Annotated in this window: 23 protein-coding genes; 16 read left to right on the plus strand and 7 right to left on the minus strand. The window is 66.9% G+C overall.

Translation table 11 applies throughout. The features are described from left to right. Positions 1–13 precede the first annotated feature (13 nt). Entirely contained in the window at positions 14–2,083 is a 2,070-nt protein-coding gene (locus H0264_RS35340; RefSeq protein WP_181581546.1) for a serine/threonine-protein kinase, read from the plus strand. A 131-nt stretch (positions 2,084–2,214) separates the two neighbouring features. Here the strand turns inward: H0264_RS35340 and ectB are convergent, their stop codons facing one another. Beyond that, entirely contained in the window at positions 2,215–3,477 is a 1,263-nt protein-coding gene (gene ectB, locus H0264_RS35345; protein WP_181581547.1) for a diaminobutyrate--2-oxoglutarate transaminase, read from the minus strand. A gap of 241 nt (positions 3,478–3,718) precedes the next feature. On the opposite strand from ectB, the gene H0264_RS35350 reads away from it, so the two are divergent. The 7 genes from H0264_RS35350 (at position 3,719) to H0264_RS35380 (ending at position 10,851) form a co-directional block, all read left to right on the plus strand. Next, the gene (locus H0264_RS35350) at positions 3,719–4,522 is read left to right on the plus strand and encodes an ABC transporter permease (protein ID WP_231084358.1); all 804 of its coding nucleotides are present in this window, start codon (positions 3,719–3,721) and stop codon (positions 4,520–4,522) included. Further along, positions 4,515–5,330: an ABC transporter permease gene (locus tag H0264_RS35355; RefSeq protein ID WP_181581548.1), complete on the plus strand. Its 816-nt coding sequence runs from the start codon at positions 4,515–4,517 to the stop codon at positions 5,328–5,330. The genes H0264_RS35350 and H0264_RS35355 overlap by 8 nt, the downstream gene beginning before the upstream one ends. Beyond that, on the plus strand, positions 5,327–6,307 hold the full coding sequence (locus H0264_RS35360; RefSeq protein WP_181581549.1) for an ABC transporter ATP-binding protein: 981 nt from the start codon (positions 5,327–5,329) through the stop codon (positions 6,305–6,307). The genes H0264_RS35355 and H0264_RS35360 overlap by 4 nt, the downstream gene beginning before the upstream one ends. A 246-nt stretch (positions 6,308–6,553) precedes the next feature. Beyond that, positions 6,554–9,370: a sensor histidine kinase gene (locus H0264_RS35365; protein ID WP_244976047.1), complete on the plus strand. Its 2,817-nt coding sequence runs from the start codon at positions 6,554–6,556 to the stop codon at positions 9,368–9,370. After that, the gene (locus tag H0264_RS35370) at positions 9,367–9,795 is read left to right on the plus strand and encodes a roadblock/LC7 domain-containing protein (RefSeq protein ID WP_181581550.1); all 429 of its coding nucleotides are present in this window, start codon (positions 9,367–9,369) and stop codon (positions 9,793–9,795) included. The genes H0264_RS35365 and H0264_RS35370 overlap by 4 nt, the downstream gene beginning before the upstream one ends. Further along, positions 9,792–10,265, plus strand: a complete 474-nt coding sequence (locus H0264_RS35375) for a DUF742 domain-containing protein (RefSeq protein ID WP_181581551.1) — start codon at positions 9,792–9,794, stop codon at positions 10,263–10,265. Before H0264_RS35370 ends, H0264_RS35375 begins: the two co-directional genes overlap by 4 nt. After that, the gene (locus H0264_RS35380) at positions 10,246–10,851 is read left to right on the plus strand and encodes a GTP-binding protein (RefSeq protein ID WP_476703702.1); all 606 of its coding nucleotides are present in this window, start codon (positions 10,246–10,248) and stop codon (positions 10,849–10,851) included. Before H0264_RS35375 ends, H0264_RS35380 begins: the two co-directional genes overlap by 20 nt. Before the next feature lie 104 nt (positions 10,852–10,955). Here H0264_RS35380 and H0264_RS39115 read toward each other — a convergent pair whose 3' ends face one another. Further along, entirely contained in the window at positions 10,956–11,090 is a 135-nt protein-coding gene (locus tag H0264_RS39115) for a hypothetical protein (RefSeq protein ID WP_276313969.1), read from the minus strand. A gap of 154 nt (positions 11,091–11,244) precedes the next feature. Further along, a complete protein-coding gene (locus tag H0264_RS35385; protein ID WP_181581552.1) occupies positions 11,245–11,565 on the minus strand; it encodes a hypothetical protein in 321 nt (106 codons plus the stop codon). A 452-nt stretch (positions 11,566–12,017) separates the two neighbouring features. Here H0264_RS35385 and H0264_RS35390 point away from each other — a divergent pair, with 452 nt between their 5' ends. Next, complete coding sequence (locus H0264_RS35390) at positions 12,018–12,599, plus strand: DUF4254 domain-containing protein (RefSeq protein WP_181581553.1); 582 nt, start codon at positions 12,018–12,020, stop codon at positions 12,597–12,599. Here the strand turns inward: H0264_RS35390 and H0264_RS35395 are convergent, their stop codons facing one another. Genes H0264_RS35395 through H0264_RS35405 form a run of 3 tightly spaced genes read right to left on the minus strand, consistent with a single transcriptional unit; the run spans position 12,600 to position 15,192 of the window. After that, complete coding sequence (locus tag H0264_RS35395; protein ID WP_181581554.1) at positions 12,600–12,944, minus strand: hypothetical protein; 345 nt, start codon at positions 12,942–12,944, stop codon at positions 12,600–12,602. After that, positions 12,945–14,093, minus strand: coding sequence for a fatty acid desaturase family protein (locus H0264_RS35400; protein ID WP_181581555.1), 1,149 nt, complete (start codon positions 14,091–14,093; stop codon positions 12,945–12,947). It abuts the gene before it with no gap. A 31-nt stretch (positions 14,094–14,124) separates the two neighbouring features. Continuing rightward, positions 14,125–15,192: a ferredoxin reductase gene (locus H0264_RS35405; protein ID WP_181581556.1), complete on the minus strand. Its 1,068-nt coding sequence runs from the start codon at positions 15,190–15,192 to the stop codon at positions 14,125–14,127. A gap of 198 nt (positions 15,193–15,390) precedes the next feature. On the opposite strand from H0264_RS35405, the gene H0264_RS35410 reads away from it, so the two are divergent. Next, positions 15,391–15,999: a TetR family transcriptional regulator gene (locus tag H0264_RS35410; RefSeq protein ID WP_181581557.1), complete on the plus strand. Its 609-nt coding sequence runs from the start codon at positions 15,391–15,393 to the stop codon at positions 15,997–15,999. A 1-nt stretch (position 16,000) separates the two neighbouring features. Here H0264_RS35410 and H0264_RS35415 read toward each other — a convergent pair whose 3' ends face one another. Further along, entirely contained in the window at positions 16,001–17,389 is a 1,389-nt protein-coding gene (locus tag H0264_RS35415; RefSeq protein WP_181581558.1) for an MFS transporter, read from the minus strand. Positions 17,390–17,542: 153 nt separating this feature from the next. Between H0264_RS35415 and H0264_RS35420 the strand changes: the two genes are divergently transcribed. The 6 genes from H0264_RS35420 (at position 17,543) to cmrA (ending at position 22,720) form a co-directional block, all read left to right on the plus strand. Beyond that, positions 17,543–18,121 carry a PadR family transcriptional regulator gene (locus H0264_RS35420; RefSeq protein WP_181581559.1) on the plus strand — a complete coding sequence of 193 codons (579 nt, stop codon included), beginning with the start codon at positions 17,543–17,545 and terminating at the stop codon, positions 18,119–18,121. Then, a complete protein-coding gene (locus H0264_RS35425; protein WP_181581560.1) occupies positions 18,118–20,145 on the plus strand; it encodes an NADPH-dependent 2,4-dienoyl-CoA reductase in 2,028 nt (675 codons plus the stop codon). Before H0264_RS35420 ends, H0264_RS35425 begins: the two co-directional genes overlap by 4 nt. Continuing rightward, on the plus strand, positions 20,145–20,753 hold the full coding sequence (locus tag H0264_RS35430; protein ID WP_181581561.1) for a VOC family protein: 609 nt from the start codon (positions 20,145–20,147) through the stop codon (positions 20,751–20,753). The genes H0264_RS35425 and H0264_RS35430 overlap by 1 nt, the downstream gene beginning before the upstream one ends. 117 nt (positions 20,754–20,870) lie before the next feature. Continuing rightward, positions 20,871–21,287, plus strand: a complete 417-nt coding sequence (locus H0264_RS35435) for a DUF4189 domain-containing protein (RefSeq protein ID WP_181581562.1) — start codon at positions 20,871–20,873, stop codon at positions 21,285–21,287. A gap of 157 nt (positions 21,288–21,444) precedes the next feature. Further along, complete coding sequence (locus tag H0264_RS35440) at positions 21,445–21,906, plus strand: DUF4189 domain-containing protein (RefSeq protein ID WP_181581563.1); 462 nt, start codon at positions 21,445–21,447, stop codon at positions 21,904–21,906. 16 nt (positions 21,907–21,922) lie between these two features. Next, on the plus strand, positions 21,923–22,720 hold the full coding sequence (cmrA, locus tag H0264_RS35445) for a mycolate reductase (protein ID WP_181581564.1): 798 nt from the start codon (positions 21,923–21,925) through the stop codon (positions 22,718–22,720). The last annotated feature ends 53 nt before the right edge of the window (positions 22,721–22,773 follow it).

Consider the following 22,773-nt stretch of genomic DNA (forward strand, 5'->3'; position numbering starts at 1 on the left):
GCCGAGGGGGCTTATGGCCAGCCAGCAACAGCCGCTGACGGTCGGGTCGCGGTTCGGGCCGTACCGGCTGGACCGCTTGATCGGGCGCGGCGGCATGGGCGAGGTGTTCCAGGCCTACGACACGGTCAAGGACCGCACCGTGGCGATCAAGGTGCTGCCCGAACGGCTCGCGCAGGATTCCGTGTACCGGCAGCGATTCCAGCGCGAATCGCATGCGGCGGCCCGGCTGCGGGAAGCCCACGTCATTCCGATCCACGACTACGGGGAGATCGACGGGCGGCTCTATATCGACATGCGACTCGTGGAAGGCGACAGTCTGCGAGAACTGCTGCGGCGCTTCGGGGCCGCGACCCCGGAGCGCTCGGTCATGGTGGTCGAGCAGGTGGCGGCCGCCCTGGACGCCGCGCACGGTGAGGGGCTGCTGCATCGAGATGTGAAGCCCGACAACATCATTCTCACGCGAGACGATTTCGCCTATCTGGTGGATTTCGGTATCGCGCAGTCGGTCTCGGACGAATCGCTCACCAGTGACGGGTCGGCGGTCGGGTCGTTCAGCTACATGGCCCCGGAGCGTTTCTCCTCGCGCGACTTCGGGCCCAGCTCCGATGTGTACGCACTGGCCTGCGTGCTGTACGAATCCCTCACGGGCACAAGACCGTTCACCGGCGGCACGGACGCGCAGATGATGAGCTCGCATCTGTTCGACGCGCCGCCGCGCCCCAGCCGGGCGCGGGCGGGCGTGCCCGAATCCTTCGATCAGGTCATTGCCACGGGCCTGGCCAAGAATCCGAACCAGCGCTACCGCTCGGCGGGCGATCTGGCCGCCGCGGCGCGCGCCGCACTCGATCAGCCGCGCACCGATTCCCCTGGTGTCCAGGCCGATTCGCGCCAGACGACGATGACCGGGCCCACCGCGGTCACCACCCCCGCGCCGCCCGTGCAGGTCAGCACGCCACCGCCGACGCAGATCCCCACCCCGCCGCCCACGCCGATACCCGATCCGGTGGAGTCGCCGCGCCAGGGACGCCACCGGGCACGGTCCGCATCGATCATCGCGGCGTGCCTGATATTGATCGCCGCCGCAACAGGTTTCGCGGCCTGGGCCTACACCCAGCAGACGACTCCGGGCACCCCCGTCGCCGATTCCCTGGCCTTGCGCGGCGCCGACATCGAACTGCTGTCCCTTGTGAACGCCTACGGCCACAAACGCAACAACTGCAGGCACATCGATACCGACTCGACCACTGTCGCGGTGATCACCTGCTACTACAACCCGCTGACCGACGAACCGCTGACGGTATACCGCAAGTTCCGGAGCGCGCAGGACCTGCAAACGTTCTACAAGACCTACGTCCTCGGCGTCTTCACAACCGATGCCTGCGGCGTCAACTCCACCGACCGCGACATTCCCTCGAAGATCGACGATCGCGAGGTCGGCCGTATGGCCTGCTGGGACGACCTCACCGTGGACCCTTCGTCGCCGATACCCACCCTGGCGGTCACGAACACCGAGCTGCTCACCATGGCCGTCCACTTCTACGAGTCACCGAATCTGCGGCCGATCCGCGACTATCTCGCCAAGAACGATTACGTGCAGTTCCGCACCCAGCAGAACACTCAGGACCCGGACGCCTACACCGACGAGGATCGCGCCCTGTTCAGCCGCCTCGGGTCGGACTACACCTATCGCAACTGCATTCACTTCGAGCCCGCCGCAGGCGATCCCATGAACGCTCAGCTCGGCTGCGGCACCACCCGGGGCAACCCGGCCGTGTACTTCCTGGGCTATCCGGACCAGAGCTCGGGCTCGCTCGCCTATCAATCCCACCTCGCCCAATCACCGGGGCACGCGTGCGGGGGCGCTGCCGGGTCCGACGACGTCTGGCGTTTGAACGGTGAGATTGTCGGCCGTTTCACCTGCTACACCAACAAGATCCGCACCCCGCCGCGGCACTGCATCATGGGCCAGCACGACAGTGCCAAGCTGTCGGTCATCGTGTGCTCACTGGACCCCGACTCACCGGAGAACGGACCCAAGACCGAAGCCGAGCTGCTCACCTGGTTCAAGAAGAAGTTCGGCTGACGTACTTCGACTGACGAAAGGGGTGCGCCGGGTTCCCTCCGCAGCTGGGAACCCGGCGCGGTCGGCACCGGTGTGGGCGGTGACCGACGGTGGTGCGCCCGCGTGGGGGGCGGGCACGATCTGGGTGCGGTTCAGTGAGTGTCGCGCACGATCTCCACACTGCGAGTGAGAATGCCCAGTCCGTGGGAAATCTCGTCGTCGGTGATGGTGAGCGGGGGCAGCAGCTTCACGACTTCGTCGCGGGTGCCGGAGGTTTCGACCAGCAGGCCCAGTTCGAAGGCGGTGCGGCAGACCTTCGCCGCCTGCGAGGCGTCGTCGAACACGATGCCGTGCACGAGCCCGCGCCCGCGGGTGGTGATGCCGGGCAGCTCGGCGGTGAAGTCGGCCAGGTGCTTTCGGATGCGCTCGCCCTTGGCGAGGGTGGCCGTCTCCAGGCGGGAGTCCGACCAGTAGTGGCGCAGCGCCACCTCGGCGGTCACGAAGGCGGCATTGTTGCCGCGGAAGGTGCCGTTGTGCTCGCCCGGGGCCCACAGGTCCAGTTCGCGGCGCATGAGCACCAGGGCCATCGGGAGGCCGTAGCCGCCAATGGATTTGGACAGGGTCACGATGTCGGGGGTGATGCCGGCGTGTTCGAAGGAGAAGAACGGGCCGGTGCGGCCGCAGCCCATCTGCACGTCGTCGACGATGAGCAGGATGCCGCGATCGGTGCACAGCCGGGATAGTTCGCGCAGCCATTCGGGGCGGGCGATGTTCACACCGCCCTCGCCCTGCACGGTCTCGACGATGACGGCTGCCGGCTTGTCCAGGCCGGAGGAGCTGTCGTCGAGGGCCTTGCGCATCCACGAAAGGTCGTCGGCGGACTCGAGGTAGCCGTCGTAGGGCATGGGGGTGGTGTGCACGAGCGGGACGCCCGCGCCCGCGCGCTTGGCGGCATTGCCGGTGACCGACAGCGCGCCGAGGGTCATGCCGTGGAAGGCATTGGTGAAGTTGAGGACCGCGGTGCGGCCGGTGGCCTTGCGCGCCAGCTTGAGTGCGGCCTCCACGGCGTTCGCACCGGTCGGTCCGGGGAACTGCACCTTGTAGTCGAGGCCGCGCGGTGCGAGCAGCACATCGCGGATGGTCTCCAGCAGCGTGCGTTTGGCGACGGTGGACATGTCCAGCCCGTGCGTGATGCCGTCGCCGGTGAGGTAGTCGAGCAGCGCCTGCTTGAGCAGCGGATTGTTGTGCCCGTAGTTGAGCGCTCCCGCGCCCGCGAAGAAGTCGAGGTAGTCCTTGCCGTTCTCGTCGGTCAGCCACGCGCCGCGGGCGGTGTCGAAGACAGTGGGCCAGGACCGGCAATAGCCGCGCACGTTGGATTCGAGCGCCTCGAATACCGTGGTCTCGGCAATGGTCATCGGTCGTTCCTAGCGTAGCGGGCAAGTGAAACGAGACCGTTTCTATCATTGCCGAGTCTGCTCCGGGGTCGTTTTCGCGATTTCTGGAGCAGCCCTGCTCCCCCCGGCCGGAATACACAGCTCCCCCATCGCACGAGAGCCGATGCGAGCGTAGCGCCGAATCCCAGGTGGGAAAACAGTTTTCAGCACATCCGGGTAATCGTTTGCCGCCCATGGGACTCGCACGTAGTGTCAAACTCTTGTGCGCGCTGACATGGGGGTGTATTGGCAGCTGGCCAGAGCGGGGTTTCGCAGGCAATCCACCTACCGCCTGGCCATGATCGCCGGACTCGTCACCAATCTGGTCTTCGGCTTCGTGCGCGCCGCCGTACTCACCTCGGCGGTCGAAGCCAACGGCAGCTTCGGCGGCTACGACCGCGGCACCATCGGGGCCTACACCTGGCTGTCACAGGGACTGCTCGGGGCCATCGCCTTCTGGGCCCTGCCCGACATCGTGGAACGCATTCGCACCGGGGACGTCGCGGTGGACTTCCTGCGGCCCATCGACATCCAGTTCGCCCATCTGGCCGAATATCTCGGCCGCGCCACCTGCACGCTCATACCGCGCAGCCTGCCCAGCGTGCTCATCGGCGCAGCCACCTTCGGCATGGTCATCCCGAACACGCCCGCGCCCTACCTGCTCGGCGCGATCAGCCTGCTGCTGGCCATCGCGGTGTCGTTCCTGTCCATGTTCGCCGTCTGCCTGGCCGGGTTCTGGCTCGTGGAGACGCGCGGACTGCGGGCGCTGCACATGATCCTCGGGACCTTCCTGGCCGGGCTGTTCGCGCCCGTGCACCTGTTCCCGGACTGGTTGAAGGCCATCGCCTACGCGACGCCGTTCCCGTCCATGCTGCAGTGGCCCATCGACGTGCTGTCCGGGCGCACCCTCGGCATGGCCGCCGTGCAAGTCGTTGCGGTGCAGTGCTTCTGGCTGGTCGCGCTGGCCGGCGTGGGGCAGCTGCTGCTGCGCGCCGGACGCCGCAAACTGGAGGTGCAGGGTGGCTGAACCGCGACCCTCCCGGCTCGCGCCCTACCGCGCCGTGCTCGCCTCCCGACTGCGCACCCAGCGTGCGTACCCGCTGTCCTTCGCCACCGACCTGCTCAGCGCCTTCCTCATCGGACTGCTCGAATTCGCCGAAATGTGGGTGATCTTCAGCAATGTGCCGCAGCTGGGCGGACTCGACCTCGATGGAATGCTGCTGCTGTACGGGCTCAGCAATACCTCCTTCGCCGTGGCCGACATGCTCGTCGGGCACGCCGACACGCTGCCCACCTATATTCGGCTCGGCAGACTGGACGCGTTCTACCTGCGCCCGCAACCATTGCTGTTACAGCTCATGACCAGCGACATAGCCTTACGCAGGGTGGCGCGCATCGCCGTGGCGGCCACCGTGCTGGGACTCGGCGTCATGCGGAACGACATCGACTGGACCGCAAGCCATCTCGCGCTGTTCGGCATCACCCTGCTCTCCGGCATCGCCATCTTCGCCGGGCTGTTCATCTGCGCGGCCGGAGTGCAGTTCTTCCTCATCGACGGATCCGAGCTGACCAATGCCTTCACCTACGGCGGGTCCTACGCGTCCATGCAGCCGACCTCGGTGTTCCCGACGCCGATGAAGCTCATCTTCGGATTCCTGGTACCGGTCGCCTTCACCTCGTACCTGCCCGCCATCGCACTGCTCGGGATACCCGGGCCGGCACTGCTGCCGGGCTGGCTGGCCTGGGGTTCGCCGCTGGCGGCGCTATGGGTGTGGGCGGCAGCACTGTTCTCGTGGCGGGTGGGCACTCGGCACTATCAGGGAGGCGGAGGATGACGGCGATAGTCGATGTACAGGGGCTGACAAGGACTTTCGTCATCAACCGCAAGGATGGGCGGTGGCGGCGACGGCGCGAAGTGCTGACCGCGGTCGATGATATGAGCTTCCGCATCGAGCGTGGGGCGGCGGTCGGGTACATCGGGGCCAATGGGGCGGGCAAGTCCACCACCATCAAAATGATCACCGGGATTCTGGTGCCCAGTGCGGGCACGCTGCGCACCTGCGGACTCGATCCGGTGCGGCAGCGGCGTGAGCTGGCCGGGCGGATCGGGGTGGTGTTCGGGCAGCGGTCGCAGCTGTGGTGGGATCTGCCACTGCGCGAATCGTTTTCGATTCTGGCGGCCATTCATCGACTGCCGCCGGGTGCGGCGGCGCGGCGCACCGCGGAACTGGTGGACCAGCTCGAGATGGGCGGCACCCTGGACACGCCGGTGCGGCAGCTGTCGCTGGGGCAGCGCATGCGCGCGGAAGTGGCTGCGGCACTGCTGCATTCACCGGAACTGGTGATCCTGGACGAGCCCACCATCGGGCTGGATGTGCTGTCCAAGCAGCGATTACGCGAATTTCTGCGGCACGAGCGCACCGAACGCGGGACTACGCTGCTGCTCACCACGCACGATATGGGCGATATCGAGCGGCTGTGCGAGCGGGTGCTGGTGGTCGATCACGGGCGGCTGGTGTACGACGGCTCGCTCACCGGCCTCGCCGCCACCGTGGGCGAATATCGGGTGCTCACAGTCGATCTCGTGGAACCCACGCCCGATCTCACCGATCTCCCGGGCGCGAAACTGCTCGGCAGCGAAGGCTCCGGCATGCGGCAGCGGCTCGCCTTCGACACCGAGATCACCACCGCCGCACAGCTTCTCGCCGCCGTCTCGGCGCGCGCGGAGGTGCGCGACCTGTCCATCGAGGAACCCGATATCGAGGACGTGGTGCGGCGCATCTACGAGTCGGCGGCCAATCCGCTGCGCTGAGCGGACGACACGTAGCGTTTGTTCACCCCATTGTTTCCGATATGTCCCGGCGATCACATCTCGATATCACCCGGAGTGAGCATATTCGGCGTGAGCATTTTCGTGATAGCGCATGCGCCAAGGAGTTCCACAGACCACACCATCCGGCTTCGAATTGCGGACCTCTCCAACCTGTGCAACGTTTGCTGATAGTTCATTTCGCACCCGGGAAAATACCGGAGCGACAGCGTTTTCCAGGAGAGAGTGGTGTATTTGCGTCCGGCAGATTTGTTGCCACGCGGTAACAAGAAGCTCACTCCGGCAACGGGACTCAGCGCCCGGCCGCGCACGATCCGGGTGCGGCTACGGCGAATTCTGATCTTCTCGGTGGCCTTGGTGCTGGCCCTGCTCACGGTAATCGTCCTGCGCGAGGCGGAAAGCTACCGGCACACCGGGTCCACGGCGCGATCGGTGGAATTGACATTGGCCGCGCAGGATCTCGTACATGAAATGCAGCGGGAACGCGGACTCACCAATGGCATGCTCGGTGGTGACGAGAGCCTGCGGCAATCGGTCTCCGATCAGCGGGCCGCCACCGACTTCGCGCTGCAGGCGCTCAACCGCACACTGGCCGACGCTCCGCCGGGCGCCGAGGAGGTGCGGACCGCACTGGGCCAGTTCTCCGGCATCACCGCCAACCGCGGTGATGTCGATACCCGGCGCATCGATCGGGCCACCTCGTTCCAGTTCTACTCCAATGCCATTGCCGCGCTGAATCGGACGCGACCCGGCATGAACGGGGCACAGGACGCCACGCTCTGGCACGGATTGCAGGCGCTGCACGCACTCGGCGACGTGAAGGAATACACCGCCCAGGAACGCGGATTCCTCAACGGCGTCTTCGCCGCGGGCGGCTTCGGGGCCGGAGAGTACGTGCAGTTCCTGGACATTCGCGCCGCCAAGCAGGCCGCCCTCACCGCCTTCGAACGCGACGCCACCTCCGCACAGCGGTCCCAGCTGTACGCGGCCATGCGCACCGAGGACTCGCTGCGCGCCGCCGAAGCCGAGGCCACCGCCGTCGAATCGGTGAGCGGGCCGCTGGCGCAACCGGTGCACCCGGCCGACTGGTGGCGGCAGATGACCTCGGTCATCGACTCCGAGCGCACCGTGCAGCGTGCCGTCGGCGACCAGATCCGCGACCGCGCGGACGAATTGCGCGCCGACGCGGCGGTGAGCCTCGCCCTGTACCTCCTGGCCGCGCTGGCGGCGCTGGCCGCACAGGTGGGCCTGATCCTGGCGGCCGTGCGCGCCATCGTGCGACCGCTGGCGCGGGTCGCCGCCGACGCCGACGACATCGCCTCGCAGCGGCTGCCGCGGCTCATCGCCGACTGGAACGACACCACCGCCGGCGATCCGGAACCACCGGAACCCGTACGCGCCGACCACACCTCGGGTGAGGAGATCATCTCGGTGGCGCGCGCGCTGGACCGGGTGCAGACCACCGCCTTCGAACTCGCCTCCGCGCAGGCGCGGCTGCGGCGCAATACCAGCGAGTCCATGGCGAATCTGGCGCGGCGCAATCAGAACCTGGTGCGCCGCCAACTCGGACTGATCAGCGATTTCGAGAGCGAGGAACTCGACCCCGACGCGCTGTCCAAACTGTTCGAACTCGACCACCTGGCCACCCGCATGCGGCGCAATGCCGAAAGCCTGCTGGTGCTGGTGGGCGAGTCCAGCCCGCGCCGCTGGTCGACGCCCATTCCGCTCAATGACGTCATTCGCGCGGGACTGTCCGAAGTGGACGATTACCGCCGGGTGGTCCTACGCCGCATCGACGATGTCGCCATCGCCGGCGCGCACGTCAGCGAGATCGCGCACATGCTCGCCGAACTCATCGAGAATGGATTGTCCTTCTCGCCACCGGATCTGGAAGTCGAGATCTACGGCCGCAAACTCGGCTCGCGCTACATGCTCGCCGTCGTCGACCACGGCGTCGGCATGCCGCCCGACCAACTCGCCACCGCCAACGCCCGGCTGCGCGGCGAAGCCGACTTCCTCGTGGCCCCCACCCGCTTCCTCGGTCACTACGTCGTCGGCCGCCTGGCCCGGCGCCTGAAAATCGAAGTGGAGCTGACGGTCTCGCCGACCAGCGGCGTGGTGGCCCGCATGCTGTTGCCCGCCGACCTCCTCGGCGACCCCAAGGCCCCGGCTCCGGCCGTGCCCACCAGCGACGCCAAACACGCTGCCGGACCGCAGATTCCGGAGCCCGTCCGGGGCGAGGAGGGCAGCGCGGGACGACACCGGCCCGCGCACGCGGCGCAGTCGTCCGACCCGGCGGCCGCGGATGCGACCGCCGGTGGAACCGATACCGGCAGCTGGCTTTTCGGACCCGCGGCCGGGTCGGCCATCGGCGCTGTGGTCAATGGCGTAGCCGCCGTACCCGCCCGCGAGCGCGACGGTGTCGGCACGCCGGTTGACAGCCGGGCATCCGTCCATGAGCGCGACGGCGGCCCGCCGGTCCGGCCGTTCGACAGCCAATCCCGCACGCGCGGTGGCAAGAACACCGATCGGCAGGATGGCCGGGTTCGGCCGCCCATCAGACTGGTTCCGCTCGACGAGGCCCCGATCCCCGCAGGCACCGCCGGAGCCGGGCCCGCCACGAGTGGGCGGGCGTATTCCACTGCCGGGCACCATGGTCCGGGTGGGGTGCCGCCCGCGCACGCGACAGGACAGAACGGTCATCGAGGTCCGGTGGACGGGGCGGTGTCCAACCCTTCGGCGACCGGCGGACCGTCGGTCGCGGTGGGGGCGAAGGCATCTCACAGCGTGGAAATCGACGGCGCTGCGGGAGGTGTACCCGCGGTGCAACGTACGCGAAACGGTCTCGTCAAGCGGACCCGCAAGACTAGGGGCACTGTGGGCGGCGGGCCGGCCGTCACAACCAATCAGCCAGTCGCGCCGCTGGCCGATCGGTCGCCGGATGAGGTGCGCAGCATGTTGGCCGGATTCCGGGCCGGGCATCAGCGCGGTGCGGACGGGGGGCCGACACGGCCCGGATCGAAGTCAGAGGAGAAGAACAGGTGACCACCCACTACACCGACACCGACCCGCACACCTTCAACTGGCTGGTGGCCGACTTCGTGCGCACCACCGACGGGGTGCGCGATGCCGTCGCGGTTTCTTCCGACGGATTGCTCATGGCCATGTCCGAGGGCTTGGACCGGACGGGCGCGGATCGGCTCGCCGCGGTTGTGTCCGGGCTCACCAGTCTGGGTCGAAGCGCCGCGCGCAGTTATGCTTTCGACGGACTGAAGCTGATCATGATCGAAATGGGGAGGGGATTCCTGCTCGTGTCGTCCATGGCCAACGGCAGTTGCATCGGCGTCATCGCGGACAACAGCGCGGACGTGGGCCTGGTCGGCTATCAGATGGCCGTGCTCGCCGAGCGGGCCGGCGCCCTGCTCACCCCGGCGTTGATCACCGAATTACGAGAGTCGTTGAGCCGATGAACGATTCACCACGACTACCGGATCCGCGCATGATCACCCCGCACCGGACCGAGAGCTGGGGCACGGCGCCGCAGCCGACGGAACGGCCTCGGCCCTATATCGCGCCGCTTCGTTCGGCGGCCGAACCACAGTCCGCGTCAACACATTTCGATGAGCAGGTGGTGCGGCCGTTCATGGTCACCGCGGGCCGCACCACACCGCTGATCGACGGGCTGCGAATCGAGACGCTGGTGCGCACCACGCCCGCCGCCCTGTCCGCACCGCTACGCTTCGAATCGGAACGGGTGGTGCGGCTGTGTCAGCAGCCGCACTCCATCGCCGAAGTCGGTGCGGCCCTGCGCATTCCAGTCGGCGTGGCGCGGGTGCTGGTCAGCGATCTGGTGAGCGCGGGCCACGCCTCGGTCAGCCGGTCCGACGAATTGTCCACCGCCGCCCTCGAAAGGATTCGGGATCTTGTTCGGGCACTCTGAGAATCCCAGCCCCGCCGCCGCCCCACTGGCCTCCTCGGTGAAAGTGGTGATCAGCGGCGGCTTCGGCGTCGGCAAGACGACCTTCATCGGCGCCATCTCCGAAATCGAGCCGCTCGCAACCGAAGCGGCCATGACCGAACTATCGGTGGGCGTCGACCACCCCGGCCTGGCGAGCGGGAAGACCACCACCACGGTGGCCCTGGACTTCGGCCGCGTCACCCTCGACAAGAGCCTGGTGCTGTACCTGTTCGGAACCCCGGGCCAGGAGCGCTTCGAGTTCCTGTGGGACGACCTGCTCGACGGCGCGCTGGGCGGGGTGATCATGCTCGACACCAGCCGCATCGAGGACTGCTATCCGGTGCTGGACTTCTTCGAACAGCGGCGCACGCCATTCGTGGTGGCGGTCAACCGATTCGACACCGCACCCGGCTTCGACCTCGAGGAGGTCCGGGAGGCGCTGGATCTCGATCCCGGCATCCAGATCCTGGATTGCGATGCACGCGAACGGAACTCGGTCAAGCTCGTACTCGTCGCACTCTTGGAACAGATCTTGCTGGCCCGCCGCTCCCCCGCCCTGGTGGGCTGAACACCCAACAAACCGAAAACCGCAAAAAACCCCGGCCCCGTAACGGGGGCCGGGGGCAGCGCCCCCGATACCGGGGGTCCGGGGGCAGCGCCCCTGGGAAAAACTCAGCCGAAGGAACCTGTGAACAGGGTGTTGAGAATGCCACCGAGGGCCGCGCTTCCGGTGTTGACCACACCGCCGAGCGCCGCGGAACCGGTGTCGATGGCAACCTGGGCAGAACCGAAGATAAGCGGGATCATTTTTCAACCTCTCTGTCGGAAAGCCACCGGGCGGGATCTCCACTCGGCGACGAGACCCACAGTGCAGGGCCAGCCTTACACGGCCCTGGTCGATAGCTAAGAGGTTGCTGAGATGCCTTGTGGCACCGGCCACTTCAATGCACAGCGGCTATGACTAGCGCGGCGCCTGTCCCTCGGCCGAATAGAGGCTCACCTCGCCGTCCTCGCCGAGAAACGCGTTGACCAGCATCGTTCCGCTGGAACGCAATTCGTCGGCGTCCGGCGCGGCCGTCGTGATGGAAATCTGCGGCACGGCGGCCCAGTTGACGACATACCGTTCCGGCGGGCCGCTGTCGTCCGACAGGTGCGCCAACCGGAACACCGACACACTCCGGCGAACGATCAGGTTGCGCACGACTTCCGCGATTCGCTCCGGGTCTTCCAGCGCGAACATGAAACCGAAGCGCAACTCCGGCGAGGATGCGTATGCGGGCACGAATACCGAGGCTAACGGACCGCAGCGCGTGTCGGCCCCGGCACGCCGCACCGATTGCTATTCATAAGCCTCAGTAATCTGATTCATGACCGATTCGGTGGGAACCGCCGGCATACCGGCGCCCGGCGCCCCGCACGCAGGTGTCGATCCGCCTCGAACCGCACCCCCCACGTGACCGTCTTGTAATGCTGTATAACGATTTTCCGGCAGGTTCCCCGATCACGCGCCGGATGGTTGCGCCCGTTCGACTATCGCGCTTTCCTGAATATGTCCCGTATTTCGGACAGTCTCCCATCGCATCGTCGCGAAAATTTCCCGGTTTTTCCCGTGCCGTCGTGGTGGGCTGTTGCGTTCCGCAAGTACGAGACTGCGCCGAGGCCGAGGGGAGCCCCTCCCCGAAACCCCCTCGGCCCTGGCGCATCCAAAACTGTGAACAGCACAAGGGTGGGAATATGGCAACCGACTACACCGGAGCGGGATTCGGGGCCGAGCTCCCGTCGCCGTCAACGTTGCTGCGCGCCTTCAGGGAACCCGTCACCATCGACCGTCGCGATCGCGACGTGCTCGAATCCGCACATGAACTGGCTCTGTGCCACGAACGCCGCCGCAACGCACTGCAGGCGGCCCACGCTGCCGACGCCACCGCGCAATCCGTACTGGCCTGTGGGCAAACCGTGGAAGAAATCGACGAACGACGAACGCACCTGATCGCCCGCATCGACGACTGGGTGGCGGGCAACATACCGAATCATCGCAACGGGGCGTCCCTGCACACCGAGACGCTCGGGGCCGTCATCGACCGAATGGCGGCGAAATGGGTTGCCGCGCAAGAGGCGTTGGGCGGACCGACACCTCCCGCGCGGCCTACGAAAAGCCCCGACGCACGGGCGCGGCGACGCGGAGTGGTGGCGTCACGGCACATCGTGGACAGCGAGGCGCACCTGCAGTGGTATCGCCTCGCCGAACTCGCCGACGGGTACAAGGATCTGATCACCGAAGTGGCGCAGCATCGCCGACGCCTGCCTACTTGGTAATCACGGCTCGCGCGGGTAGACGACCTCGGCGTCGATGACGTCGGCGGTCGGGTACTCGGCCGTCTTGACCACCGGGTCCGGTTGCGGGGCAACGGGATCCGGGGTGTCGTCGATGTCGTCGTCCGCGGCGTCGAGGTCGTCCGCGGCGCGCTGGGCGGCGGCGTCCTTGGCGGCGGCCGCGGCGGCCTCGCGCATTTCGATGGCGTCGGTGATCCAGTCACCGATCTCGCGGGTCACCTCGGCCACGGTGCCGGTGATGATGGTCGCGATATTGCCGACGTGCCGGGCGCCCGACGACGTCAATTCCTGGATCAGATCCTTGTTGCTTTCGAATTTCCCGATCATTTACACGCCCACTTCGCTAGCCTGCCCCCGGCGCATCACGATAACACCGGCCTGCTGGCCATTCTTCATGAGGAACGGGGGCAGGGCCAGTTTGAAGAGCTTGCCCCACACCGAACCGATCTGCTTGGAGAAACGGCCGGTGTTGTAGGGCAGGCCGTGCTTTTTGCACAGCGCCTCCACCTCGGGGGCGATTTCCGGGTAGCGGTTGGCCGGCATGTCCGGGAACAGGTGGTGCTCGATCTGGTGCGACAGGTTGCCGGACATGATGTGGAAGAGCTTGCCGCCGGTGATGTTCGCCGAGCCCAGCATCTGGCGCACGTACCACTCGCCCTGCGTCTCGTCGGCGGTCTCCTCCTCGGTGAACGTCTGTACGCCGGTCGGGAAGTGCCCGCAGAAGATGATCGAGAACGTCCACAGGTTGCGCACGATGTTCGCGGTGAAGTTGGCGGCCAGCGTGGACAGGAACAGCGGGCCGGTCAGCGCCGGGAACACCACGTAATCCTTGAGCACCTGCCGACCGGCCTTGCGCGCCTGGCCCTTGACCAGCGCCTTGATCTCCGGCCACTTCTTCTTGCCGCGCAGGATGTTCTCGACCTCGAGGTCGTGGCCCATCACGCCCCACTCGAAGGCGAGCATGAGGATGAACGCGTAGAGCGGATTGCCCAGCCGCAGCACATTCCACGACTGCGCCTCGTCCACCCGCAGGATGCCGTAGCCGATGTCGCGGTCCATGCCGTGGATATTGGTGTAGGTGTGGTGCATGTAGTTGTGCGAGTGCCGCCACTGGTCGCCCGGGCAGACGGTATCCCACTCGAACTCGCGGGAGTTGATGCCGGGCTCACGCATCCAGTCCCACTGGCCGTGCATGACATTGTGGCCGATCTCCATATTGTCGAGAATCTTGGAGATGCTCAGCGCGGCCACGCCGGCCAGCCAGAACGGCGGCAGGAAGCCGAGATACAGCAGGCCGCGGCCCGCGATCTCGAAGCCGCGCTGCGCCTTGATGACCGAGTAGATGTATTCGCGGTCGCGGTCGCCGAGTTCGGCGGTGATGCGGGCGCGCAGGGCGTCGAGCTCGCGGCCGATCTCCTCGACCTGCTCGATGGACAGGACCAGCGGGCCCTCTTTGGTTTCGGTAAGGATCGCCATGATGGTTCTCTCCTGAATTCAGCGTGGCGTGTCAGATTGCGATGTCGACGTCGCCGACCGGCGCGTTGATGCAGAGCTGGATGGGCTGATCCGGATCGGCGTCCAGCTCGCCGGTGCGCAGATTGCGGGTGCAGCCGCTGCGCTTGACGGCCGTGCAGGAGAAGCAGATCCCCATGCGACAGCCGTATTCGGGGCTGAGACCGGCGGATTCGGCCTGCTCGAGCAGGCTCGCGCCATTGTTCTCGTGGGTGATGCCGCTGCCGGAGAAGGTGACCGCCCCCTCCGCGGTGGCCGGATCGGCCGGCGCGAGGCTGAGCGTGAACTCCTCCGAGTGCAGGCGATCGGTCAGGTTCTCCGCCTCGTAGACCGTGCGCACCGCCTTCATGAGTCCGGGCGGGCCGCACAGGTAGGTCTGCGCCTGCGCGAACCACGGTGCGAGGCTTTCCAATTCGTCGTAGCCGAAGTGCGGATCGCGCTGCAGCTCCGGATACCGGAATTCGATGCGGAAGTTGCTGTGCTGCATGGCGATCGCCTCCAGTTCGGTGCGATGCGGCACCCATTCCGGAGAACGGTTGTAATGCAGGAACAGCAGCTGCCCGCGGTAGCTCTCATTGGCCAGGGTGCGCAGCATGGACAGCGTCGGCGTGATGCCGCTGCCGCCGCTGATGAGCACGATGTGGTCGGGCCGATGCTCGGGCAGGTGGAAGACCCCGGCGGCAGGAGTCAGGTCCACCACCATGCCCGGCACAGCCTCCTCGTTGAGGTATTGGGAAACCAGGCCGCCGGGGTGGGCCTTGATCGTCAGTTCGATGTGCCGATCCCGGCGGCCCTGCGCGTGCACCGGTGAATAGCAGCGGGTATGGCGCACGCCGTCGATGACCACGCCGATCTGCACGTACTGTCCGGCCAGGTGCGCCGCCGCCCATTTCCGATTGGGGCGCAGCGTGAGCGTCACCGAGCCCACGGCGCTGCGGCGCACGTGGGTGATCTCGGCGCGCAGCGCGCGCACGGTCAGGGTCGGGTTGATCAGCTCCAGGTAGCGGTCCAGTGGATGCGGGGTGGTCAGGGTCTTGGACACCAGATCTGCGAGTCCAGCCATGGGGGCCTCCTGTCACGTCGCCGGGCTGTCGGCGACGCCCTCACTACTGCTTGCGTGTGTGCCGAAATTCATTTCGGTGCACATCTGTACACTGAGTTAGTCTGCCGGGAGGAGCCCCTCCAGTTCAACCTGCAGTTCGTGTGACCCACACGACATCTTTGAAACGGACCGAATGTGAACGGATGTATGCTCATCGAGATGAGCGAGCACGCAGCAACCCGAGTCGAACGCAAGGAGCGCACCCGCGCAGCCCTGCTCGAAGGCACCCTCGCCCTCGCCGCGGACCGCGGCTTCGCCGCCCTGTCCCTGCGTGAGATCGCCCGCTCCGCCGGCATCGTGCCCACCGCCTTCTACCGGCACTTCACCTCGCTCGACGAACTCGGCACCACCCTCGTCGAAGAGGGCGTACGCCAATTGCGTTTGGCGCTACGGGAAATGCGGCGGACCCCCGAGGCACGGCTGGCCGACACCGTGCGATTCGTCTTCGATCAGGTCGACGAACAGCGCGACCTGTGGGGCTTCCTGATTCGCGAACGGCACGGCGGCTCCGCACCCCTGCGCGGGGCCATCGCCGTCGAAATGCAGCTCATCGTGCGGGAACTCGTGGTCGACCTGTCCCGCGTGCGAGCCCTGGACTCGTGGTCGCCGGACGATCTGGAACTGGCGGCGGACCTCATCGTGTCCACCGTCGCGGACCGGATCGCGGACTACGTGGTCGCCGAGAAGCGCGAACGCGCCCGCATCGTGGACCGCGCGGTGCTACAGGTCCGGCTCATCGCCCTCGGAATGGGTACGTGGCGAACGTAATTCAGGACGCGGGCAGGTCGGCTCCGCGGGCGGGCAACTCCGGGGCACGGACCGGAAGCAGCACGACCAGGCCCACCGCCAGCACCAGCAGAATGCCGACAATGCCCGCACGATCGGCATCGAAAAGCCAAACGAACACGCCGAACAGGCTGGGCGCCAGGAAGGATACGGCGCGCCCCGTCGTGGTGTAGAGACCGAACAGCTGCCCCTCCCGCCCGGGCGGGGCGATGCGCGCCAGAAACGACCGCGCGGAAGCCTGTGCGGGGCCGACGAATACGGTCAGCGCCAGGCCGAAGATCCAGAACATGAGCGGGCCCGACACCACCAGCAGCAGTATGCCGCAGCAGATCATGGCGGCCAGCGACGCGATGATCACCCGCTTCGGGCCGATGCGGTCGTCGAAGCGCCCCGCGACCAGAGCCGCCAGTGCCGCAACAACATTCGCGGCCACACCGAACAGCAGCACGTCGGAATCGGCGATGCCGTAGACGCTCACGGCCAGCACGGCCCCGAAGGTGAACACACCCGCCAGCCCATCCCGGAAAACCGCACTGGCCACCAGGAATCCGACCGTGCGGCGATCGACCCGCCAGAGGTCCCGCAGGTCTCGCCACAGCACCCGGTAGGAGGTGATCAGCGCGCGGTACCAGCCGGTGAGCGCACGCCCCTGCTCCCGAACATGCACCGCCGCACCGGGATCGGCGGTGGTGCGCGGCACCTCCGGAACCAGGAACAGCACCGGCAGCGCGAACGCCGCGAACCACACCGCGGCCAGCACCGCCACCAGGCGGATGTTCAAACCCTCATCCGTGGGCACCCCGAGCAACCCCCGGTAATCCCCCTTGCCGCTGATGAACCCGAAATAGCAGATCAGCAGCAGGAAGATGCCACCGAAATACCCCATGGCCCAACCGAACCCGGAAACCCGCCCCACGGTCGCGGGCGTGGACACCTGCCGCAGCATGGCGTTGTAGGGCACATTCGCCAGCTCGAAAAACGTCGACCCGATCGCCAGCAGCACCAACCCCAGCCACAGGAAGTGGTAGTCGTCGCGAACGAAGAACATGCCCGCCATGGCCAGCACCGTCAGTCCGGTCAGGAAGCCCAGGGACAGTTTGCGTTTCGCGGTGGCGTCGAACCACTGCCCGCTCACCGGCGCGGTCAGGGCCACCACCAGCCCCGCGATCCCCAGTGCCCACCCCAGCCAGGCACTGGCCGAAATCCCGCCCGGCAACTCCTCCCCCACCTTGTCGGTCAGATACACCGAGAACACGAAGGTGAGAATCACGGCATTGAACGCCGACGACCCCCAGTCCCACAGCCCCCACGCCGCCACCTGCCGCCGACCGGTGGCCTGCCCGATCGTCGCCTGCCCCGGAACCTCGGTCATGCTGCGCAGACTATGCGACGAATCTCGCCCGGGACAGCCGAAACGACCGTCCACGCTCGGCGAGATCGAGTCGGCCGCACCCGGACGCGCCGTCCCATGCGGGCTCTATGCACTAAGTTGCATAGTACGGGGCGTCTCAATTAATCTGAGGGCATGGCCCTCGAACATGCGCTGCTGGTATCGCTGACCGAACGTGCCAGCTCGGGATATGACCTGGCGCGGCGGTTCGACAAGTCGATCGGGTTCTTCTGGAACGCCACCCATCAGCAGATCTATCGCGTATTGAAGCGGATGGAGGAGCAGGGGTGGGTTTCGGCGGAGGCGGTGGCGCAGGAGGGCCGGCCGGACAAGAAGGTCTATACGGTCAGCGATGCCGGACGAGAAGAACTCGTGCGGTGGATCGCGGAGCCGATCGAGATCGCGCCCATGCGCAATGAGCTCGGGGTGAAGTTGCGGGCGGCCTCCCTGGGGGACGTGCCCGCGCTCACCGCCGAAGTGAAGCGGCACCGGGATCAGCACGCGCATCGGCTGGATCTGTACCGGACCTTCGAGAAGAAGGACTTTTCCACTCCGGAGGAATACACCGGGTGGAAGCTGCACCAGTACCTCGTGCTGCGCGGAGGCATCCGCGTGGAGGAGGGATTCGTCGACTGGTGCGACGAAGTACTCGACGCCCTGCAGCGCGACACAGCCCGGTCGCGCGCGTCCGAACCGAAAGGCACTCAGGGATGAGCGCATACCCGCACCTCTTCGAACCCCTGGATCTGGGATTCACCACGCTGCGCAATCGCGTGGTCATGGGTTCCATGCACACCGGTCTGGAGGATCGGGCGTGGAACACCAACAAGCTCGCCGCCTACTTCGCCGAGCGGGCCAAAGGCGGTGTGGGCCTGATCATCACCGGCGGCTACTCGCCCAACCGGACCGGCTGGCTGACCCCGTTCGGCGGCAAGCTCACCAACAAGACCGAGGCGTACCGGCATCGCGTGATCACCAAGGCGGTGCACGACGAGGGCGGGAAGATCGCGCTGCAGATCCTGCACGGCGGGCGCTATTCCTATATGCCCAACAGTGTTTCGGCATCGGCCATCAAGGCGCCGATCAATCCGTTCAAGCCGCGGGCGCTGTCGTCCAAGGGCGTCGAGGACACCATCGACGACTACGCGCGCTGCGCCTACCTGGCCAAGTTCGCCGGGTACGACGGCGTCGAAATCATGGGCGGTGAAGGGTATTTCATCAACCAGTTCCTGACGCCGCGGGTCAACAAGCGCAAGGACAAGTGGGGCGGCAGCTCCGAGAACCGTCGCCGCATCGCCGGGGAGATCGTGCGCCGGGTGCGCAAGGCGGTCGGGCCGGACTTCATCATCGTATTCCGGCTGTCCATGGCCGATTTCGTGGAGGACGGCCAGACCTGGGCCGAAATCGTCGAGGTCGCCAAGGATGTCGAGGCCGCGGGCGCGACCATCATCAATACCGACATCGGCTGGCACGAGGCGCGGGTGCCCACCATCGTGACCTCGGTGCCGCGCGCGGCGTTCGTGGAATGGACCGCGAAAGTCAAAGACGTGGTGAGCATTCCGGTCTGCGCGTCCAACCGCATCAATATGCCGGAGACCGCCGAGGAGATCCTCACCCGCGGTGACTCCGACCTGATCTCGCTGGCCCGCCCGCTGCTCGCCGACCCGGAATGGGCGCGCAAGGCACAGCAGGCCCGCGCCGACGAGATCAACACCTGCATCGCCTGCAACCAGGCCTGCCTGGACCACGCCTTCCAGTACAAGACCGTGTCCTGCCTGCTGAATCCCCGTGCGGGACACGAGACCGAGCTGAAACTGCTGCCCACCCGGCGCACCCGCAAGTTCGCGGTCGTCGGCGCGGGACCGGCCGGACTCTCGGCCGCGGTCAGCCTGGCGCAGCGCGGGCACGTCGTGGACCTCTACGAAGCCGACGACAAGATCGGCGGCCAGTTCGACATCGCGCGCCGCATCCCGGGCAAGGAAGAGTTCAACGAGACCATCCGCTACTTCTCCCGGCAGATCGAAATCAGCGGCGTGCGTTTGCATCTCAACACCAAGGCCACCGCGCAGCAGCTCATCGACGGGCGCTACGACGAGGTGATCCTGGCCACCGGCGTGAAGCCGCGCATCCCGAACATCCCCGGCATCGACCACCCGAAGGTGCTCACCTACGCCGAACTCGTGCGCGACGGGAAGCCGGTCGGCAAGAAGGTGGCCGTCATCGGTGCGGGTGGCATCGGCTTCGACGTGAGCGAATTCCTCACCGTCGAAGGACATCCCAGCCTCAAGCTCGACGAGTGGAAGGAAGAGTGGGGCGTCACCGACGATCCCGACGTGCGCGGCTTCGTCACCACCCCCAAGCCCTCCCCCGCCGCCCGCGATGTGGTGCTGCTGCAGCGCAAGTCGTCCTCGTTCGGCAAGGATCTGGGCAAGACGTCGGGCTGGGTGCACCGTGCCGCCGTCAAGGCCAAGGGTGTGGAGCAGATCGGCGGCGTCAACTACGAGAAGATCGACGACAAGGGCCTGCACATCAGCTTCGGCGAGAAGCGGCAGCGGCCGCGCGTCATCGAATGCGACAACGTGATCCTGTGCGCCGGACAGGAATCCGTGCGCGATCTGCACGAGCCACTGCAGAACGCCGGCGTCAAGGTGCATCTCATCGGCGGCGCGGATCTGGCGTCGGAACTCGACGCCAAGCGCGCCATCAACCAGGGCACCCGGCTGGCGGCGGAACTGTAATGCCGCTGCTCACCCGCCTCGGCCTGCCCGGCGACGAGCAGGCTTGGGCGGCACTGGGATTCACCGTCGACGCCGGGCGGATCCGGATCGGACAGGTCACGTGCAGCCTCGGCGAGGCGGCGTGGGGGTTCGACGAGGTGCAGGCCGACCCGGCGGTGCTCGGCGTGGCCACGCTGCCGGAGAGCACCCCGGACGGACCTGCTTCCGCCTCGGATCCCGCTACCGCGCCGCACGCCAACGGCGTCACCTTCATCGATCACGTCGTGTACTGGGTGCCCGATCTCGACCGGGCCGTCACCGATCTCGGTGCCGTGCTGGGCATTCCGCCGCGCCGCCGGTTCTTCCCGCGCGGCCCGGAAGGCCCGGAGATGGCGTTCCACCGCGTCGGCGAACCCTTCATCGAGACGGTCGGCGCGGGGCTGCCGCCCGCGCTGGTCGGCGTCGCCTTCATGGCCTCGGACCTGGATGCCACCGTGGCCGCCGTCCGCGCGGCCGGCGGTCCGATCGGCGATCCGAAACCGGCCGTGCAGGGCGGACGCATCGCGAGTGTCTGGCGCGGGCACGTGAATTGGGGCATCGCATTCATGGAACCGAAACCCCGCGGCTGAATTCGACTGATTAACCGACGGATTCGAGAATTCCCAGCCCCCGGAACCTGCACTGGATCATGTCGGTCCGATCTGCCATGATCACAGCGCATTTGTCGATCGAAGTGGGAATTCTCAATGTCACTGTCTCGTAAGGCCGCCTTCGGCATCGTCGCGGCGGGCGCCGCCGCACTGATCTCCGGCGGCATGGGCACCGCCAACGCCGCCAGCTACTACGGCTCCATCGCCGTCGGCGACCTGGGCGACCGCTGGGCCATCGGCGTCACCTGGAACTACCAGGACCAGGGCCGCGCCGACGACGAAGCCCTCGACCAGTGCGGCTGGACCAACTGCCGCGTCCAGGTGCGCTTCGTGAACGGCTGCGGCGCGGTCGCCGACCGCGACGGCCGCCTGTACTCCGGCACCGGCGCCACCCTGGCCGAAGCCGAGCGCAACGCCCTCGCCGCCTCGGGCCCGGACCCGAACCCGCTGCTGGTCAGCCTGGGCAGCGCGCAGAAGAGCGAGGCCGGGATCATCGCCTCGCAGTGCACCTAGGCCGCCGAGTTCCACGCAGGCGTGAATATCCGTTCGGGGACGGATATTTCACGGCCTGTGAGCTATATCCCAATCCCCCTGCCGTGCTTTGAATTCCGGCGCACGCCTGATGATCATCGTCGAGATCATTGTTTCCTAGCAGGGGAGGAACCTCTCGATGACTCAGCTCTCGAAATCGTTGTCCCGCAAGTTCGCCGCCATCGCATTCACCGCATCCGCCGGTGCGCTCACCCTCACCGGAGCGGGCAGCGCACACGCGAGCGGCGACCTCTACGGCGCGATCGCCTATCGCCTCGCCGCCTCGAACGTCTACACCTTCTCCGCCGTCAACCAGTCGTCTCAGGAAGCCGCGGACGAACTGGCCCTCGCCATCTGCAACGAGGGCAAGGGCGCCACGGAAACCTGCAAGGTGCAGGTGCGATTCGTGAACGCGTGCGGCTCGCTCGCCGAACGGTCGGTCTCCTTCGCCGGCGGCACCGGCGCCACCCGTCAGGAAGCCGAGGGAGCCGCACTGACGGCCGCCAACAACGCGCCCACGATCCAGGACCTCACCGGCAGCTCCTCGGGCCGCGTCAGCGCACGGATCCTCCTCACAGCCTGCAACCGCAACGCGGGCTGACGGTAGGCTCCCGGTCGTGAGTCTTCCTCTCCCCACCGCCGACAATCGTGCCGTCGTCACCGGAGCCTCCTCCGGCATCGGAACCGCCCTCGCCGAGGAACTCGCCTCGCGCGGCTACTCGCTCATCCTCGTCGCCCGGCGCGAGGATCTGCTGAACCAGCTGGCGCAGCGGCTCAGCGCGCGGTACGGCATCACCGCCGAGGTGCGGGCCGTGGATCTCTCCGACCGGGAGGCCCGGCAGCCCCTGGCCAAGGAACTGGCCTCGCGCGATATCGCCATCCTCGCCAATAACGCCGGTGTGGCCACCTTCGGCCCGCTGGCCAAGCTGGACCTGGACTTCGAGCGCGACATCATGGAATTGAACGCCGTCGCCGTGCACGATCTGACGCTGGCGGTGCTGCCCGGCATGCTGGAGCGGCGCACTGGCGGCATCCTCATCACCGGGTCGGCGGCCGGCAATATGCCGATCCCGAACAACACCACCTACGCCGCGAGCAAGGCGTTCACCAATACCTTCTCCGAGTCGCTGCGCGGGGAGCTCAAGGACACCGGCATCCATGTCACGCTGCTCGCCCCCGGGCCGGTGCGCACCGACAATCCGGACCAGGACGAGGTCGGCAACAAGATCCCGGAGTTCATCTGGGTCACCGCCGCGCACACCGCCAAGATCACCATCGACGCGCTGGCGCGTAACAAGATGCGCGTGGTCCCGGGCCTGATCAGCAAGGGCATGAGCCTGGCCGGACAGTTCGGCCCGCGCTCCATCACCTCCCTCGTGGCGGGCGCGGCCTACAAGAAGCTGGGCGAGAACTAGCTCGTCAGGAAGCCGTCAAGAAAAGACGGGAGCACGTCAAAGCCGCGTAGCCG

It is taken from the genome of Nocardia huaxiensis (assembly GCF_013744875.1).
Taxonomy (GTDB): Bacteria; Actinomycetota; Actinomycetes; order Mycobacteriales; family Mycobacteriaceae; genus Nocardia; species Nocardia huaxiensis.